Below are 17,854 nucleotides of genomic sequence, written 5' to 3'. Positions count from 1 at the left end.
CATTGGAGACAATAGATATCGAACCTTTGGTGGCACTGAGGCATCAGCTGCATCAACATCCTGAATTATCAGGTCAGGAAACAAAAACTGCAGCTGCTATCATCAATTTTTTAAAGGTTTATCATCCTGACCAAATTGTGGACGGTTTGGGAGGTGATGGTGTGCTTGCTATTTATAATGGCAGTCAGCCAGGCACAACAGTTATGGTTCGTTGTGAGCTGGATGCTTTACCCATTCAGGAAATAAACAATGACCTTTCTTATAAATCATCAATTAATGGTGTAAGTCACAAGTGCGGGCACGATGGTCATATGGCTATGGTTGCAGGTCTTGCTGATCTTCTTAATAAAAACAAACCTGCTAAAGGAAGAGTCATTTTGCTGTTTCAACCAGCAGAAGAAACAGGTGAGGGTGCTCAGCGCATATTAGACGACCCTAAATTCGAAGACTTTCAACCAGACTATATTTTTGCCCTTCATAACTTGCCAGGCTATAAGACCAATCAAATTTTAATTAAAGAGGATGTTTTTGCAGCTGCATCCAAAGGATTAATTGTTAACCTTGAAGGGAAGACATCGCATGCTGCAGAACCTCAAAATGGTATTTCTCCAGCTAAAGCGCTTACAGGAATAGTCAACCAATGGAGTAGTATCAATAATGATAATCTGCCACTGAAAACTTTTGGGATAACAACGGTTGTACATGCTCAGCTAGGAGAGCGAGCTTTTGGTGTGTCTCCCGGTAAGGCTCATGTTATGGCAACACTTAGGACTTACGATGATGAAGATTTGCAATTGATGACGCAGCGGGCCTTGGATGTTGCCAGTAATGAAGCGGAAGAATTGAAGCTTGTTATTAATCATTCAGAAACTGAAGTTTTTTCTGCAACCATTAATGAGGCAAGTTGTGTTGAATATATAAAAGAGGCCGTCAAATATCATAATTTTGAATATGTTATGATGGATGACCCTTTTAGATGGAGTGAAGATTTTGGGTTGTTTACTCAAAAATATAAAGGGGCAATGTTTGGTTTAGGAATTGGTGAAAACCAGCCTGACCTTCACAATCCTGATTATGATTTTCCTGATGAGGTAATACCTACAGGTGTTAAAATGTTTTATTCTATTATTAATCAAATACTAAACAATTGACTAGTAGTCCTTCAAAAATATACCTCAGCCAATCTTCATTAGCCAATAATTTAGACTTTATTAGGCAGCAACTTGGTGATGAGGTTATGCTTTCGTCAGTGGTCAAAGGTAATGCTTATGGTCATGGAATAGCGCAGTTTGTGCCGATGGCAGAGCAGTGTGGTATTCGTCACTTTTCTGTTTTTTGTGCAGATGAGGCACATCAGGTGAAAGAGGTGAGCCAAGAAAAAAGTGATATCATGATAATGGGTGATATTGCTAATGAAGACCTTACCTGGGCTATCGAAAATGGGATTGAGTTTTTTGTTTTTGAATTTGACAGGCTGATTGAGGCAGTTGAGGCTGCAAAGTCATTGGGTATTAAAGCTAAAGTTCATATCGAAGTAGAGACAGGGCTTAACAGAACAGGCTTTGACAAGGACAGTCTTCCCGAATTAGCTAAAGTAATTATTAATAATGTAGAGCACCTGTCTTTGGAAGGTATTTGCACTCATTTGGCCGGTGCCGAGAGTATAGCCAATCATGTGCGGATAAAGAAGCAGTTGAGTATTTTTAATCAAACAGTAAAATGGCTTAACAAAAAGGGAATTATCCCTAAAAGGAAGCATACCGCATGTTCTGCAGCAGCCATGACTTACCCTAAGACAAGAATGGATATGGTGAGAATAGGTATCTTGCAATATGGATTTTGGCCAGGCCCCGAGACTTTTATCCATTTTCTGGGCAAACGGAATGCTGAAAACAAACAAGACCCTTTGAAAAGGGTTATTAAATGGAAGAGTGCTGTAATGAGTACTAAAAATATTTCAAGAGGTGAATTCATAGGATATGGCAATAGTTATTTAGCACATCAGGATATGCGGGTTGCTACAGTGCCAGTGGGCTATTCCCATGGTTATAGCCGCGTGTTAAGTAATCAGGGCAGGGCGTTGATAAATAATACCCGGGTAGGGGTTATTGGCCTTGTTAACATGAACATGATGATGCTCGATGTTACAGAAGTTGACGTTTCAAAAGGAGATGAGGTTATTCTTATCGGTGGAGACAATGGGATTGAGATCTCTGTTGCTTCCTTTGGTGAACTGAGTAATCAGCTAAACTATGAATTATTGACACGATTACCGTACCGGATTCCAAGAATTATAACAAAGTAAAATGGCGTTTTTAGAATTATATAGATCAAGACTTCAACACAATCATAAGTTTTTAGAAAAGCTCTTTAATCAGCGGGGAATTGAATGGGGAGTGGTGACAAAGCTACTCTGTGGCAATAAAAGCTATATTAAAGAAGTACTCAACTTGGGCATTACGGAGATCCATGATTCAAGGATTAGCAATTTGAAGACTGTTAAAAGTATCAACCCAGATATACAGACTGTTTACATTAAACCTCCGGCCAAACGAAGCATACCTAAGATTGTTAGGTTCGCAGATGTTAGTTTTAATAGTGAGTATACTACTATAAAAATGCTTTCTGATGAGGCTGTAAAGCAAAAGAAGCTTCATAAAATCATTATAATGATTGAAATGGGTGATTTGCGGGAAGGTGTTGTTGGCGAGAATGTTATCGAGTTTTATAGCAGTGTTTTTAAATTGCCCGGAATTAAAATTGTTGGACTTGGTACCAATTTAAATTGCCTTCATGGAGTTATGCCATCGCAGGACAAACTGATTCAGTTGAGCCTGTATAAGCAGCTGATTGAAGTGAAGTTTGACAGAAAGATTCCCTGGGTATCAGGAGGTACTTCTGTGACTATTCCATTGTTGCTTAAAAATATGCGCCCAATGGGGATCAATCATTTTAGGGTAGGTGAGATCCTCTATTTTGGGTTAAACTTATTCACAATGAAAACAGTCAAAGGCATGAAGGATGATGTTTTTAAACTTCATGCTGAGATAATTGAGCTGAGTGAAAAACCAAAAGTGCCAATTGGAGAGCTTGCTGAGAATCCTTCTGGAGAAGTAACACAAATCAATGAATCTGACTATGGGAAAACCAGCTACCGGGCTATCATAGATATTGGCCTTCTGGACATTTCTCCGGAATTCCTGATACCTGACGATAAGAAAATTGAGATATCAGGAGCCAGCAGTGATATGCTTATTATCGATTTAGGAAGGACAAGAAGAAATTACAAGGTCGGGGATCTTGTGTCTTTTAAACTTAGGTACATGGGCGCACTGAGCATTCTTAACTCAAACTATATAGAGAAGAAGGTTGTTTAAAGGCCTTTTATATTTAAAATCAGGTTTGCATCTGGTGAATTCTTCAGCCACTTTTCCTTTTCACTAGGTTTGGCAACACCCGGATAGTCTCCTGAATAGTCCCCAATTTCATGAATAATCTGGAAATGCAGATGTGGTGGCCAGTGAACATTCTCTTCATAAGTTCCGAAATTGGCAATGTGGTCACCCTTTTTCAACTTCTTGCCTACGAACAGGTCATTAAGACATTCAGTATTTAAATGTCCATAAAGGGTGTAAAACTTAACATTTTCCAGTTGGTGCCCGAGTATAATGGTCGGGCCATAATCACCATGCTGATTGTTATTGGCAAAGCTATGGACTGTGCCATCTAGTGGCGTGTAGACCGCAGTACCCACTGCGGCCCATACATCTATACCTAAATGTATCGATCTGCTTTCCTCACCACCAAAGACTTCGCTTCTGGAGTAGATAAACCTATCCTCACCATAGCCTCCAACCCCAACACTACATGAGTTATCATATAAAGTGTTAAAGACATAATCAGTAAAAGCCTGCTCATTGTTAAGGTCGATATTCAAAAGAGCAGAATTGTTTGAGGTGAAATCGAAAATATGAAAAGGCTCCTTCTCAAAATTGAAATGTGTAACAGAAGTGAACTGATGCCTATTTTGAAGAAGAACTTGCTCTAGTGAACTCATTAATTGCAGTTTGATATCCCGGCACCAAAGGAAAGAAATAAAAAATAATTTGAACAAGAGTAGGGGTAAAATATGATTGGTGGGTTATGGTATTGTAAACAACTTAAGTGAAATACCGAAACCAAAATTTAGAATTTAAAAGAAATTAAATATTACTACTATGGAGACTTTGAAATTAAAATTGAGAACAATTAATCAGTTAGTGTTGGCAGTATTAATGACTGCTGTGCTTGTGGCTTGTGGTGAAGAAGACATGACCGAAAATCAGTCTGAGGCTGCGGAGATTGTATCTGCAGAAGCTGAAATGGATGCTGTTTTTGAAGATGTGGATGACATTTCCTCAGTTTCTTTGGAATCCGCTGATGCAAACTCAGGAGACCGTATTGCAGAAGGTGATATAGAAGATGACAGGATTTGTGAAGGTGTATTTTCTTATGAAGGAACGCGTGAAGAAGGTACCATCACGCTTGACTTTGGTGATGGCTGTATTGATGCTAATGGAAATGTTAGAAAAGGAAAGATATTTATATCCCATGTCGGAAGTTTCTTTTTGCCAGGAAGTACAACTACATTGACTTTTGAAGATTATTCAATCAATGATATTCAAGTAGAAGGCAAACGTACTGTCACTAATATCACAGAAGATGACCGTGATACCTTATCATTCAGTGTGATGCTGGAAGGAGGTAAAGTCACTTGGCCAGATGGTACTTTCGCTACAAGGGAAGTTGATCATGTTAGGGTATGGGAGAGAGCTTTAAACCCTATTAACGATAGAATACTTGTTTCAGGAACTGCATCAGGCACTACAAGAAGAGGTGTAACTTATGCGAGTGCTATTGCTGAGGACCTGGTTTTTGTGAAAAACTGTAGAAGAAGTAGGAGAGCTGGGCTGCCTGTTGATGGTGTGAACGTAATAACAACCAGCAACAAGGTTATTACGCTTGACTTTGGGGATGGGGAATGTGATAATGAAGTTACAATTACTGTGGACGGAGTTGAAGAAGATGTGACACTGGGTTAATAAATAAAGACAGCAGTTTTTTTGAAGCCATCTCAACATAACGGGATGGCTTCTTTTTGTTTAAGCATATTTCTTACATCTTAATATGGGAAACAGCTGTTATTATTTCCCAAAACAGGAATTAAAAAATTTTGAATATTACCTAAAACGATGATTTTAAGCTGTTTAACCAAAAAATATTCATTGGCATAGTTTTTATTTATGGTAGATTATATTACATTAGAAACACCAACTATGAATCGCATAACAGTCAATACAAAACTATACTATCTGCTAACCCATGCAGATGGTGAAGTCCACAAGAAGGAAGAGGAAATGGGCGACAAGATGATGTGGCACATGTCTATGAACAAAGATAAGTTCTATGCTGAGATTGATGAGTTAAGCAGGCATGATCGGGAGAAGATTTTTGATGACTGTATCAAGGAGTTAAAAACTTTTGATAAAAACGATCAAATCAACTGCCTTGCATGGATGTGTTTAATAGCCAATGCAGATGGCTTCATGGACAAGAGTGAGTGGGATTTGATTTATAGAATTTACCATAAGTATCTTTCCTTAAATCTTCCTGAAATAACTGCTCGCCAAAAGGAACTGCATAAGTTCATTCAGCAATATGCCAATATTCCAGATTCGTCCAAAAACGAACCCAGGGATCCAACAAAAGTTAAGGAGGTGTCAAAACCTACGAAAGTAGAAGTTAAAGTGGCTCAGGCTGTTGACAAACCAAAATTGTCTTTTCCGATGTAATCAGTTGAGTGATTTACCAAACCACTCTTTAATTACACCTTCAGCTGGTTTGTTTTGAGGAGTAAATTCTTTGCACGCAACACCACCTATATTTTCGTGATTAGTATGCCATTTCCAGACAAAACCACCTGCAAACCAATCTTCCTTCCAAAAAGTATCGAAAGTAGCATCAAAGGCATTGGCCTGGGCCTGATGGTTGACTGCTAAAGTATCCTGATCATATTTCCAGTGCCCGTCCGCTGTAAAATCTACACTTTGAAAGCCAAACTCTGTAAATAGTATCGGTTTGTTGTGTTTATCTGACAGCTTTTTCAATTGACTTTTGCTTTCAGCCCACTGCTCCTTTATCTGATCTTTCGAAGGTGTCTTTTCTTCACTGACAGGGAAGTATGCATCTATGCCGATGTAGTCAAGTTGATCCCAAAATGTGACATTCTCAAAATTGTCCCAGTTGGCAGCGTATGTAATTTTACCCTTATATGCCTTTTTTACCTCACTGATTAACCCTTTCCAATATTCGGGTCTTTGCACTACTGCCTTTCTGAATTCGGTGCCAATGCAAAAAAGCTCAGCATTTACTGAATCGGCTATTTTAGCATATGCTAAAATATATTTGGTGTAACTGGTTTCCCATAATTTCCATTTTTCTTCACTATCAGGCTGAAAATCACCTGGCCAGCCCTGCCCCCTGACCCATACATGTGGTTTCACCATTACACTCATGTTCATACTATGAGCCATTTCAATAGTCTTTGCAACGCCATACAGGCTTTCACCCCAATGTTGCCGGGTATGATGAAAGAATATTTCTCCTTCTTCCTCTCTGGTAAAAGCATAAGGTATAACGGCAATCCATCCAGTGTTCACAGCTCTTAGCGGCATTAGCTCGTCTGATGAAATCTCATTTCTTGGGGCTACAAAACTGACACCATTGATTTTGGTTTTAGCAAAAGGCTCTTTATTGAATGATAGTAAACCTATCACCAGAACTCCAAATAATATAATTGAGAGAAATACTTTTTTCATTGATTCTTTTTGTGGTTCCTTTTAAAGAACAATATTATAAAAGTAGGCAATAAAGTTAAATCAATGATCAATGCGAAAATAAGTGTAAGGCTGATGAGCAATCCCGTGAAAAATGTGCCTCCAAAAGAGGAGAGGATAAGGATCAGAAATCCTCCTGAAAGTATAATACTTGTCACTATTATGGCTTTACCTGTACTCAAGTAAGTTCTTTTCAGCGCATATAATAACGACTTTCCTTTATCCAGCTCCAGCTTTAGTTTGCTGGTAAAATGGATGGTGTCATCCACGGCAATACCAAAGGCAATGGTAAAAACTATTGAGGTAGATAGCTTAAGTGTAATTCCGAAAATACCCATAATTCCCGCTACCATCATCAGGGGAATAATATTAGGAATGAGCGTAATGAGGACCATACGCAATGACCTGAAAAGTAATCCGGCAATAAGCGCCACTACCGCAAAGGCAATAGCCAAACCTTTCATCATATTCTCGGCCAGATAGCCATTGTTTTTGTCAATTAAATTGGATGTACCTGTCAGGATGAAGTCAACGTCAGAAGTGTTTACTTCTTCGTCAATGTATGTTCTAAACGCCTCATTTCTCTTCAAGCTAATCGCACTACCTATATCATCGATCCAGCCTGACATACGCCCGGTCATTTCATTATCAGCCGTCAGTTTACCATCTAAATCACCTTTAATTTTCATGCGCTTCAGAGGGCGTTCAATAGCACGCCATTCAACTTTATTATCAGGCAAAGTGTATTCTTTTGCAGAGCCACCACTTACAGCTTGATTCAACGCCTTAAGTACACTATTTGAACTGGTGAGCCCACCAACATCATGTTCTGACTTAAGATAATCGCTGACCCTTTCTATTTCCCGTGCTATATCCGGACTAAATACTGTTTTGGAAGAGTCTTTAACCTCGACTGCAACTTCAAACGGCCTTGAACCACCCAGCTGCTGATCAAAGAAATTGAAGCTCACTTTTAAGGGATCATCATTGGGTAGATCCTCGATAAGGTAGGTATTGACCACTATCTGATTAATTCCATAAACAGAAATTAGCACCAATGCTGCACTTGATACTAAAACAGTAGTTCTGTTTTTCATTACCCCCAAAAAGCATCTGCTCAGTAATTTTACCCATGATGTTTTATGCGCCATCTTGATAGATATAGAGGGTGCCGGTAATAGCAACATACAGGCCGGCAGTAGGGTGAAGGTTACGACAAACGCTATGACAACGCCCAAGGCAGTATATAGCCCAAATTCCTGAATGGGTCTTATGCTCGCAGTATAAAGAGTTAAGAAACCTACAGCGGTGGTTAGTGATGTGAGAAAGGTAGCCATACCAACTTCCTTGGCGGCAATTTTTATTGACTCTATTTTACTATCTCCATTTCTTAAGTTCTCAATGTACTTAGTCATCAAATGAACAACATCAGACATCCCCACCACAAACATGATGGTAGGCAAAAGGCACATGAGTATATCCAACGATTTGTTGGTGACGGCCATGAAGCCCAAGATCCATATAGTAGAGACTGATACAATCAGCAAAGGAATGACAATGCCCCACCAGTTGCGGTAAGCAAGACCGAGGAATAGAATGACTAACACAACAGAGGCACTGATGAAAGTCATGAGCTCTTCCTGTATTTTGCCTATAAAGATTCCCTGAGCATAGGTTTTGCCAGCAATATGATATTGTTCAAATTCTGATTGCCCTAATAGGCTCTGAATTATGCCTAAAAACTGGTCTGTAGCTTCTTTATCTCTAAAGTTTATATGTCGAATGACCACGACTGTTGATTTTCCATTTTGAGAAATAAGGGAACCTATGTATTGTGGTTGTTTAAAGAGTCTTACACTATCGGCATTAAGCCTGTCAGGAGACTCAGGGTGAACCAAAGGGATATTGAAAATTCCGGCTTTAGAGATTATAGGCTGCTCTATATTGGTGATGGAAATAACAGATTCCACTTGTGGTACTTTCTCCAGGCTATCAGTTAGTTCTTTAATTTTTGTGAGCAGTTCCGATTTAAAAATACCTTGTTCATTTTTTATGCCTATAAGTAAGTAGTCATTATCATTTTCAAACTTGCTGCTGAACTCTTTATAAAATTCAAGTTCCGGATCATCAACTGGAAAGAAATCTTCAAATACATAATTGAACTTGAGACTTGGTAATTGACTTATAGATAGTCCTGTTATTAAAAGAATAAACAGGATGGTGCTGACAGCAAGTTTTTTGGTCATGAATGAAAGTTTCTAGTCAGCTAACAGTATTGATTTAATAAGTGTTTGATAAGTATTTTATCTGCTGCGACAAATTTCAAAATTTTGTCCGTGAATGATGCTTATTAATTTATATTTTTGAAGAACCACTACAAATACTACTCATATGAAGCAATATCTCGATTTGATGCAGGATATTTTGGACAATGGAGTTCAAAAAGGAGACAGAACAGGAACAGGTACCATCAGTGTTTTTGGAAGGCAGCTTAGGTTTGATCTTTCTAAGGGTTTCCCATTGGTTACTACCAAAAAGCTTCACATCAGATCAATTGTTTATGAGTTATTGTGGTTTTTGAATGGTGATACAAATATTAAATACCTAGAAGATAATGGTGTATCCATTTGGGATGAGTGGGCTGATGAAAATGGTGAATTAGGCCCTGTTTATGGGCACCAATGGCGTAGCTGGCCTACACCTTCTGGAGGAACTGTTGATCAAATAACCCAGGTGTTGAATCAGATTAAAAACAATCCAAATTCCAGAAGGCATATTGTTACCGCCTGGAACCCTTCAGAAGTAGATAAAATGGCTTTACCACCTTGCCATGCATTGTTCCAGTTTTATGTAGCCGATGGTAAATTGTCTTGTCAGTTATACCAACGTAGTGCGGATTACTTTTTAGGGGTGCCTTTTAACATTGCCTCTTATGCTTTCATGGTTCACATGTTTGCGCAGCAGTGTGATTTGGAACCTGGTGAGTTTGTGTGGACTGGTGGTGACGTACATTTATATAACAATCATATCGAACAGGCCAATACACAATTGGGCAGAGAGCCATTTGAGCTTCCGCAATTGGTTATAAAGAGAAAACCAGACAGCTTATTTGACTATAAGTTTGAGGATTTTGAAATTGTGAACTATCAGGCACATCCGACCATTAAAGCCCCAATAGCTGTTTAATATTTTCAAACAGAGAGTTTGATGTTGAGTAGGCGTTGTTATTGATAGCCTTTATAATTCCTATGCCTGCAACATTAGTGGTAAAGATGAAGTCTGCTGCTAGTAACTCGTCCTTTTGCGCTATTACTTCACTGAGTTGAATGCCCTTTAAGTTGATTGTGTTCATTATATGCTGACGCATAACCCCACCAACACAGCCGCACTCAAGACCTGCAGTGTATAATTGATTTTTCCTGATCCAAAAGATATTGCTTGATACGCATTCTGAAATGTTCCCATTAACATCCGTTAAAATTAGCTCATCCAGCTTTCTATTCTTTCGCTCAATAGCAGCCATGATATAGGGCAGGGCGCTAATGGTTTTAAGTGATGAGTAAGAATGAAAAGCTACTTTTACATTTTCAGAAAACGCTGCTTTTTCAATAATTCTAATGGTTGGCTGATCACAAGGTCTGGTGCTAATTAAAATTTCCACCTTTTCAGAGCCTGAATAATAGCCCTGCTGATCTTCACTACCTCGCCATACCAAAACCTTGATACGATTATACTCATTGGCTTCATTGGCTTCTATTACTTTGGTGATTTTTCTTTCAAAGTCGGCTATTGATAAGTCCAGGTTCAATGACAGTAATTTGGCACCATGCATCAACCTGTCATAATGTAATTTAAACAGGGGTATGGTGGCCTTATTGGTAATGATGGTTTCAAAAAGGCCATCTCCAAACTGTATGGCACGATTATTCACCTGAATGGCCAGATGATCTTCAATGAGTGTATCGTTAAACAGTGCTTTCAATGATTCTAAAATAGTAATAAAAATACCTTGGCATGGCATTTTTGAGTTTTACAATGAATATTAACCATTTATAATTAAAGCTTGTTCGAGTTGTAAAATTATAGCTAATATTGATACCGTAAAATAAGGGATAACTATGGCAGAAAAAAGCAGTGTATTTGATATGATAGGACCAATCATGATTGGCCCTTCTAGCTCGCATACTGCTGGTGTTGTACGTATCGCCCGAGCAGCTATTAGAGTGTTAGGTAGCAAACCTACAGAGGCTGTTATTACTTTCTACAATTCTTTTGCCCGGACTTATGAAGGCCATGGCAGCGATAGGGCCATAGTAGCAGGTTTGTTGGATTATAAAACAGATGACGATAGAATTAAGAACGCTTTTGATCATGCTGAAAAGGAGAACCTTCTCTACACTTTCAAATCTGTTGGCAATGCCTCAACCATGCACCCGAATACCATTAAGCTTAACCTGACCAATGGTGATAAAAAAGTAGAAGTGATAGGGCAAAGCAAAGGGGGTGGAGTGATTAACATTGCTGAAGTTGATGGTTTTGACGCTGACTTCTCTGCAAACCTTCACACATTGATTATAAAAGCAGCCGACACTAAAGGTAGTATTGCCAAAATTGCTAATATTCTAAATCATGATGATTGTAATATAGCTACCATGTCAGTTTCAAGAAAAGGAAAGAATGATGTGGCCTGTCTGGTGATTGAGATGGATTCTGGTCTCAGGCCCTTATCACTGGAATACCTTAAAAGCCTAAAGTGGGTAAATGAGGTGATCTACATCCCGGATATTGATTTATAAAATGATAAATAAACTATTGAATGAAGTATCTTAAATTATTGATATTCATATTGTTAAGTTCTTCTGCTGTGTTTGCACAAGAGGCCAAACAGTGGACATTGCAGGAATGTGTTGACTATGCAATAAAGAATAATATCTCAGTAAAACGCTCTAATCTTAATATAGATCAGAGTTTGTCAAATTTGAACCAGAGTAAGGCTGATTTGGCACCATCATTAAACGGTCGTGCCTCTCATGTTTACAATTTCGGGCAGAATGTTAACCCGGTTACAAACCTGATTACAGATTTGGACTCCAGAACCAATACTTTCGGCCTTTCTGCCAATGTTACGCTCTTTAACGGTTTTGCAAACTACAATACAATAAAGCAAAACAACTTTTTGCTTGAAGCGTCCATCACTGATTTGGAACAGGCCAAAAATGATATCGGATTGAATGTAGCTCAGGCATACTTGCAGGTTTTATTTAATCAGGAGTTGCTGGAATCAGCTACTATACAAGTGGCATCATCAGCCGAACAGGTAAGAAGGACTAAAGTACTTGTGCAGAATGGAGCATTGCCAATGGCTGACCAATTACAGGCCATAGCGCAGGAGGCCACTAACGAGTCACAGCTTATTGCCCGTAAAAACGATTTGAATTTGGCAAAACTTCAATTGATGCAATTGCTACAGCTTCCTTATGACCCTAACTTTTCAATTTTCATTCCCGAGCTATCGGTTGAGGAAGTTGTTCCCGTTACGGCCACCTCGGAAGAGATTTATCAACTTGCTTTTGAAACACAGCCCATAGTGAAAGCAGCAAAGTTGCGGATAAGGGCGAGTGAGCTCGGCCTTGAGGCTGCCAAAGGCAGCAGGCTCCCAACGATCACTGCTTTTGTAGGGGTAGATACACGATTTAATGATCAAAATACAGCCTTTGGGTTTAGTGAACAGTTAGATAATAACCTGGGCCAGAATCTGGGTTTCAATTTAAATGTGCCTATTTTCAACAACTTCAGGGTGCGTCAATCTGTGCAGGTGGCTAAAATCAACAAGACAAGAGCGGAGATTAATGATATCGAAGCGAAGAATACATTAAGACAGCAAGTTGAACAGGCATACCTGAATGTAGAAGCCGCATTGCAAACGTATAATGGTAATCAACGTCAGGTAGAATCTTTGGAATTAGCCTATGAGAATGTAAAAAAACAGCGTGAGCAGGGAGCGGTTAATATTACAGATTTTACAATTCTTGAAAATGATTACAACAGGGCTGTTTCTGATCTTATCAGGGCTAAATACGACTATATTTTCAAACTTAAAGTATTGGATTTTTATCAAGGGAAACCTCTAGAACTATAAAAAATGGCAAAGAAGAAGAAATCAAATAAGTGGTTATATTATGTAATAGGTGCATTCATCGTCCTGATCATCTTTGTGGTGATTGGCAGATCGGCAGGATGGATAGGTAAACCTAAACAAACTGAAGTAGAAGTGGCTTTAGCTAGGAAAGTTACCATTGTAGAGAAGGTAAGTGCTTCTGGTCAGGTTCAGCCTGTATTGGAAGTTAAGCTGAGTCCGGAGGTTTCTGGTGAGCTTATTGAGCTTAACGTGGAAGAAGGTGATGCCGTAGAAAAGGACTTTGTTTTAGCTAAAGTTAGGCCTGATAATTTTATAGCTGCGGTAGAACAGTCCAGGGCATCTTTAAATACACAAAGGGCAAACCTGGCTTCTTCAATAGCAAGTTTGTCAAGATCAAAAGCCACATTTACGCGAGCAGAGCAGGACTATAACCGTCAAAATAAACTGTGGGATGAAAAAGTGATCTCAGAAGCTGACTGGCAATTGGCTGTGCAGAATTATGAGGTAGCGAAGAATGATCTAAGGTCTGCTGAGGAATCTGTAGAGGCATCAAAATTTGTCGTAAAAAACAATGAGGCTCAATTATCACAGGCGCAGGAAAACTTAAGAAGGGCCACAGTAAAATCGCCAATGACAGGTACCGTTTCTAAACTTAACGTAGAGCAAGGAGAGACAGTATTGGGTACGCAGCAGTTTCAGGGTACAGAGATGATGCGTATTGCTGATTTGAACCAGATGGAAGTGCGTGTTAATGTTAATGAGAATGACATCATTAGAGTTGCTCTTGGTGATACTGTATTGATTGATGTGGACTCTTATAGTCACTTAGAGAAAGAATTTAAAGGTATTGTGACTTTGATTGCCAATACAGCAAATGACAAAGCTTCAGCTGATGCGGTAACTGAATTTGAGGTGAAGATTAAGATCCTTAACTCTTCTTATAAAGATTTGATTAAAGAAGGCAACAAATACCCTTTCAGACCGGGTATGACAGCCAGTGTGGAGATTATTACCGAGCGTAAGAACAATATTCTATCTGTACCATTGTCATCAGTTACTACCAGAAAACCTGGTGATGACAAGAAGTTTGGCAGAGGCGGTGATGGTGAAGAAGAGCAACCAAAGCAGGCCAATAATGCTCCAAAACCTGATGAAGAGGTTAAAGAAGTTGTATTTGTGAATGAAGCAGGTGTAGCTAAGATGCGTGAAGTTAAAACGGGTATCAGCGACTACGAAAACATTGAGATACTGGAAGGTATCAAAGAAGGTGAGGAGATTGTTTCAGGGCCATTCTTGGTAGTGTCTAAGCGACTTTCTGATGGTGATGCAGTAACATCTAAGAAAGAGAGAGGCAAAGAGGATGATAAGAAAGAAGAGGAAACTGAAGACGAATAGTTAGTCTTATAAAATGTTATATCTTAAAAAGGTTCAGGTGTTTTGCTTGGACCTTTTTTGTTTATTTTAATATTTTGGTTGCACAAAGGTAAAAGCATGGTTAAGGAAGATGACGGCATATTTAAATCAAATTCAATAGAATATTGGGATAGATTTTTTAATTACCTTTTAAGGTATTGGATGGCGCTAGCTAGCAATGTCGTTGGAATCATTATTAGTACATTTTCATTTCCACCTGCAGCGGCAGCATTTGTAATGATCCTTATAATTTTAATAATTAGAGGTTTTTACTGGAGTAGCGTTAGAATTACTAAGGTTTCAATTCAAGAAGAGAACTTAAGGATTGAGTATTATAAAAAAAATGTATTCCATATTATAGAATCATTAATAGATGGTGTTGAGATTAAACTTGTTCCTCTACATGTGCAAGATAATGTATATAAAATGAAGATTAAGTTAAACAACATCACAATTACTCAATTTCCTGATGATTATTGGTCAACTGAATTCATGGAAAAAATGGAAAATCTCCTCAGAATGAAAAAGAGTAAGTGTTAATATCTTAGCCCTGTTTCGTATCCTCACGAAACAAGCAATAGGATGGGTTTAATAATGACTTACATGAAAAGTTCATGAGGACACAAACCATCGCTTTGTGTAGCTGGAAACCCTTTAAGCTGAAGGGGATTTCTCCATCGTGCCTCGGTTCGAAAAGACGCCTAAATTTGAAAAGTTGATTTCTTAGGACGCAAATCAAGGAAGAAAATACTGTTCGTCACTTCGCTACGCAACGCAGTGGAGTGATAAGTCTCCTGAATCTGATAGGGATTTCTCCCTCATTCCTCAGTCGAAATGACGATAATAAAGAGCGTCATCATGCGTAAGCAGCAATCCCCTTAGTCCTTAAAGGGTTTCTCAAAGCAATTAACGCTATATACAGTTGTCACAAAACGTATTTCAGGAAGAGTTTCTATTGATTAATGATTACCCAAGGTCATAAATGGCACAGAATAACCAATTAATTTGTTAATTTGTTTAACAAAAAAGTATAGCAATGGATATTCAGTTAGAAAAGGCAAACCTTATTGAGAGATTACGTCAGGTTAAAGATGAATCGTTGATCAAGGCAATAAAAAACATGCTTGATTATTCAGCAAAAAAAGAGTCGATCGATCACCTATTAGAAGATTCTTTAGATCGAGGAATTGAACAGTCTAATGCAGGTTCAGGCCGTGCGCATAAGGAAGTTATGAAGGAAATGCGGGAGAAATTCAAAAAATGAGCTTGAAGATTTTCTGGACAAAAGAGTCAGAACTTACTTTTAATGATAATATTGATTATTTGGCAAAAGAATGGAATAACACAGCCATCAATAATTTCCTAGACCGTGTTGATGAAGTAGTTGCAAACATCTCTAAACATCCAAAATTATATCCACTACATAGAAAAAAGACAAACGTCCATAAATGTGTTGTTAATGATCATATTACCCTGTTTTACAGAGTAATCAATAAAGATAGAATTGACTTAATAACATTTTGGAATACTCATCAGAACCCGAATAATTTGAAGTCTTAGATAGTTGTGTCGTACTTTGCTACTTTCTTATATAAAAATCAATTGCAAAAAATCCTTATCATACTTTAGCCCTGTTTCGTGTCCTCACGAAACAAGCAATAGAATAACGACTTACATTAAAAGTTCATGAGGACACAAACCAAGGTATTAATTCAGGGTCAAAAAAGGATTACAGATCAAGCCTGCCTTTGTCGGCAGACAGACCAGAATCTTCTAAAACTAGTGCTTTCTAAAATAACCAATAAGCACTATATTGTACCATGTTCGGACTATTTAAAAGCAAGCCTCCCAAAAAGAAGATAGATTACCTCGTTTATCGCACAGAGGTTGCCAAATACAAAATGATGGTAGATGACATCAGGAAGAAGTTTACCTCTTCCAAAGACATTATTGTGGTGTGCTTTTTTAAGGATACCTATCAGCAGCTCCAAAAGCTCTTTGAAGTGTCGCGGGTTAACCAAGGAGACCATGATACCAGGTTCTCATTACTTATGCATGATGAAGGTAAATGGAAGACTTTTGGTATGGATTATACAATGATTCTTGGTGACATACACCCTATGGCCTCGGTAATGCAGGAGGTAGCAGATAGTCACAATGGGGAAGGCCCATTAACCTGTTACCTGTCCTTTGACAACGCCTTTTTTAATCTCTTTGGAGGTGAACGACTGGTTACTTTACTTGATAGGTTAGGGCTGGAGGAGTACGAACATATATCTCACACCATGGTAGATAAGTCTATTGAAAGTGCTCAGAAAAAAATCGAAGAAAAAGTAGAATTTCAAAAGCCTGCCAGCTCTATTGACGAGTGGATGCAACTGAACGTTAAGAAGTAAAAGCACTCCAATCGATTTTATATGCCTTTGGTATTTGATTGCACTGCTATAACTACTGTTTTTAATATCTAAAGAAAGTAGTATTTTAAGTATATGGGTGAAATTCAGATTTTAGAAAGTCCTAAAGCAAAGTGACTTAGCCCTGTTTCGTGTCCTCACGAAACAAACAATAGGATGGGTTTCATAACTACGTACATGAAAAATTCGTGAGGAAGCGAACTATAGAGTGGAGAAAAAATCTAATTAGTGGATTCTACTGTTATCGTATTTATCTTACCTGAAATCCAATGGTAAATTCAAATCCAAATTCATTTACTGTAAAGTATCCCTCACCGGTTTCATAATCTTTTTCGCTGGCTATGGTAGTTGGGTTCAGTTCCGTATAAAACATAACAGCATCCTGATTTTCTAAATTTAACTCATCCATAGGCTCATCATTGTCAATAAAAATGAATGACCAATCTTCATTCGTGAGTAAAGTTTGACTATCAGGTTCTAACTCACCGCCCACCGGAAAATCCTCAGCCACATAATCTTCACCCAGATCAAATAATGAAATAGAGGTATCAGTGACTTTGGCAAACCCAAATAGTACATCTGGGCCTGAATCATCATCCCATGGCTCTGAATTCGCATTTTCAAAATTTATTGAAACGATGCCAATAGCGACTGCATATCGTTGTCCCACAACCACAGAAGCAGTGGCTGTTTGGGAGATACCGCCAGATCCTGTCGCTGTTAAAACTATATCATAAGTACCTGTGGCAGCATAGGTATAGTTAGGGTTTTCAGCGGTTGAAGTTCCTCCATCACCAAAATTCCAGAGATAAGTGGCCGCATCAGTTGATGTATTGGTAAAAGTTATGGTCTCTCCAGCTTCTATTACCAACCTGTCTTGAGCGAATGACGGTACAGGAGTCGGCCCCGTAGGGTCATCATCTTTGTCGCAACTGAATAGAATTATACTTAAAAAAACGGGTAAAAGCTTGCCAGGTATTTTCATCAGAATAAAATTGAAATTCAATTTAAGG

The 17,854-nt window shown here is 38.5% G+C and carries 18 protein-coding genes; 13 read left to right on the top strand and 5 right to left on the bottom strand.

The genetic code is table 11. The annotated features are described in order from the left end of the window. Positions 1 to 2: 2 nt before the first annotated feature. Genes RIB54_RS02820 through RIB54_RS02810 form a run of 3 tightly spaced genes read left to right on the top strand, consistent with a single transcriptional unit; the run spans position 3 to position 3,377 of the window. A complete protein-coding gene (locus RIB54_RS02820; protein ID WP_350099181.1) occupies positions 3 to 1,151 on the top strand; it encodes an amidohydrolase in 1,149 nt (382 codons plus the stop codon). Further along, on the top strand, positions 1,148 to 2,305 hold the full coding sequence (gene alr, locus RIB54_RS02815) for an alanine racemase (protein ID WP_350099180.1): 1,158 nt from the start codon (positions 1,148 to 1,150) through the stop codon (positions 2,303 to 2,305). The genes RIB54_RS02820 and alr overlap by 4 nt, the downstream gene beginning before the upstream one ends. Position 2,306: 1 nt before the next feature. Beyond that, positions 2,307 to 3,377, top strand: coding sequence for an alanine racemase (locus tag RIB54_RS02810; RefSeq protein ID WP_350099179.1), 1,071 nt, complete (start codon positions 2,307 to 2,309; stop codon positions 3,375 to 3,377). On the opposite strand, the gene RIB54_RS02805 is transcribed toward RIB54_RS02810, so the two are convergent. Further along, a complete protein-coding gene (locus RIB54_RS02805) occupies positions 3,374 to 4,057 on the bottom strand; it encodes a peptidoglycan DD-metalloendopeptidase family protein (RefSeq protein ID WP_350099178.1) in 684 nt (227 codons plus the stop codon). The two genes, RIB54_RS02810 and RIB54_RS02805, sit on opposite strands and share 4 nt — an antisense overlap. Before the next feature lie 160 nt (positions 4,058 to 4,217). Between RIB54_RS02805 and RIB54_RS02800 the strand changes: the two genes are divergently transcribed. After that, entirely contained in the window at positions 4,218 to 5,081 is an 864-nt protein-coding gene (locus RIB54_RS02800) for a hypothetical protein (protein ID WP_350099177.1), read from the top strand. 234 nt (positions 5,082 to 5,315) lie between these two features. Beyond that, complete coding sequence (locus RIB54_RS02795; protein WP_350099176.1) at positions 5,316 to 5,831, top strand: TerB family tellurite resistance protein; 516 nt, start codon at positions 5,316 to 5,318, stop codon at positions 5,829 to 5,831. On the opposite strand, the gene RIB54_RS02790 is transcribed toward RIB54_RS02795, so the two are convergent. Together RIB54_RS02790 and RIB54_RS02785 are read right to left on the bottom strand one after the other, a co-directional pair. Then, positions 5,832 to 6,857 (bottom strand): glycoside hydrolase family 113, encoded by a 1,026-nt coding sequence (locus tag RIB54_RS02790; RefSeq protein ID WP_350099175.1) that lies wholly within the window; start codon positions 6,855 to 6,857, stop codon positions 5,832 to 5,834. Next, entirely contained in the window at positions 6,854 to 9,121 is a 2,268-nt protein-coding gene (locus RIB54_RS02785) for an efflux RND transporter permease subunit (RefSeq protein ID WP_350099174.1), read from the bottom strand. Before RIB54_RS02785 ends, RIB54_RS02790 begins: the two co-directional genes overlap by 4 nt. 145 nt (positions 9,122 to 9,266) lie before the next feature. Here RIB54_RS02785 and thyA point away from each other — a divergent pair, with 145 nt between their 5' ends. Beyond that, positions 9,267 to 10,061: a thymidylate synthase gene (thyA, locus tag RIB54_RS02780; RefSeq protein WP_350099173.1), complete on the top strand. Its 795-nt coding sequence runs from the start codon at positions 9,267 to 9,269 to the stop codon at positions 10,059 to 10,061. On the opposite strand, the gene RIB54_RS02775 is transcribed toward thyA, so the two are convergent. After that, positions 10,039 to 10,857, bottom strand: a complete 819-nt coding sequence (locus RIB54_RS02775; protein WP_350099172.1) for an aminotransferase class IV — start codon at positions 10,855 to 10,857, stop codon at positions 10,039 to 10,041. The genes thyA and RIB54_RS02775 overlap by 23 nt on opposite strands. 136 nt (positions 10,858 to 10,993) lie before the next feature. On the opposite strand from RIB54_RS02775, the gene sdaAB reads away from it, so the two are divergent. The 7 genes from sdaAB (at position 10,994) to RIB54_RS02740 (ending at position 16,823) form a co-directional block, all read left to right on the top strand. Next, positions 10,994 to 11,671: an L-serine ammonia-lyase, iron-sulfur-dependent subunit beta gene (gene sdaAB, locus RIB54_RS02770; protein ID WP_350099171.1), complete on the top strand. Its 678-nt coding sequence runs from the start codon at positions 10,994 to 10,996 to the stop codon at positions 11,669 to 11,671. A gap of 20 nt (positions 11,672 to 11,691) precedes the next feature. After that, a complete protein-coding gene (locus RIB54_RS02765) occupies positions 11,692 to 13,014 on the top strand; it encodes a TolC family protein (RefSeq protein WP_350099170.1) in 1,323 nt (440 codons plus the stop codon). Between the two features lie 3 nt (positions 13,015 to 13,017). Next, complete coding sequence (locus tag RIB54_RS02760) at positions 13,018 to 14,409, top strand: efflux RND transporter periplasmic adaptor subunit (RefSeq protein ID WP_350099169.1); 1,392 nt, start codon at positions 13,018 to 13,020, stop codon at positions 14,407 to 14,409. Between the two features lie 96 nt (positions 14,410 to 14,505). Continuing rightward, positions 14,506 to 14,967, top strand: coding sequence for a hypothetical protein (locus RIB54_RS02755; protein WP_350099168.1), 462 nt, complete (start codon positions 14,506 to 14,508; stop codon positions 14,965 to 14,967). 496 nt (positions 14,968 to 15,463) lie between these two features. Next, the gene (locus RIB54_RS02750; RefSeq protein ID WP_350069105.1) at positions 15,464 to 15,691 is read left to right on the top strand and encodes a hypothetical protein; all 228 of its coding nucleotides are present in this window, start codon (positions 15,464 to 15,466) and stop codon (positions 15,689 to 15,691) included. Next, positions 15,688 to 15,987 carry a type II toxin-antitoxin system RelE/ParE family toxin gene (locus RIB54_RS02745; protein WP_350099167.1) on the top strand — a complete coding sequence of 100 codons (300 nt, stop codon included), beginning with the start codon at positions 15,688 to 15,690 and terminating at the stop codon, positions 15,985 to 15,987. Before RIB54_RS02750 ends, RIB54_RS02745 begins: the two co-directional genes overlap by 4 nt. Before the next feature lie 260 nt (positions 15,988 to 16,247). After that, a complete protein-coding gene (locus RIB54_RS02740) occupies positions 16,248 to 16,823 on the top strand; it encodes a hypothetical protein (protein WP_350099166.1) in 576 nt (191 codons plus the stop codon). Between the two features lie 268 nt (positions 16,824 to 17,091). Here the strand turns inward: RIB54_RS02740 and RIB54_RS02735 are convergent, their stop codons facing one another. Then, positions 17,092 to 17,826 carry a PKD domain-containing protein gene (locus RIB54_RS02735; protein ID WP_350099165.1) on the bottom strand — a complete coding sequence of 245 codons (735 nt, stop codon included), beginning with the start codon at positions 17,824 to 17,826 and terminating at the stop codon, positions 17,092 to 17,094. Positions 17,827 to 17,854 lie beyond the last annotated feature (28 nt).

Origin of the sequence: Fulvivirga sp., from assembly GCF_040218215.1 — a bacterium.
Classification (GTDB): Bacteria; Bacteroidota; Bacteroidia; order Cytophagales; family Cyclobacteriaceae; genus Fulvivirga.
The sequence above is the reverse complement of the archived record's forward strand: the minus strand, read 5'-3'. Positions and strand labels throughout refer to the sequence as shown.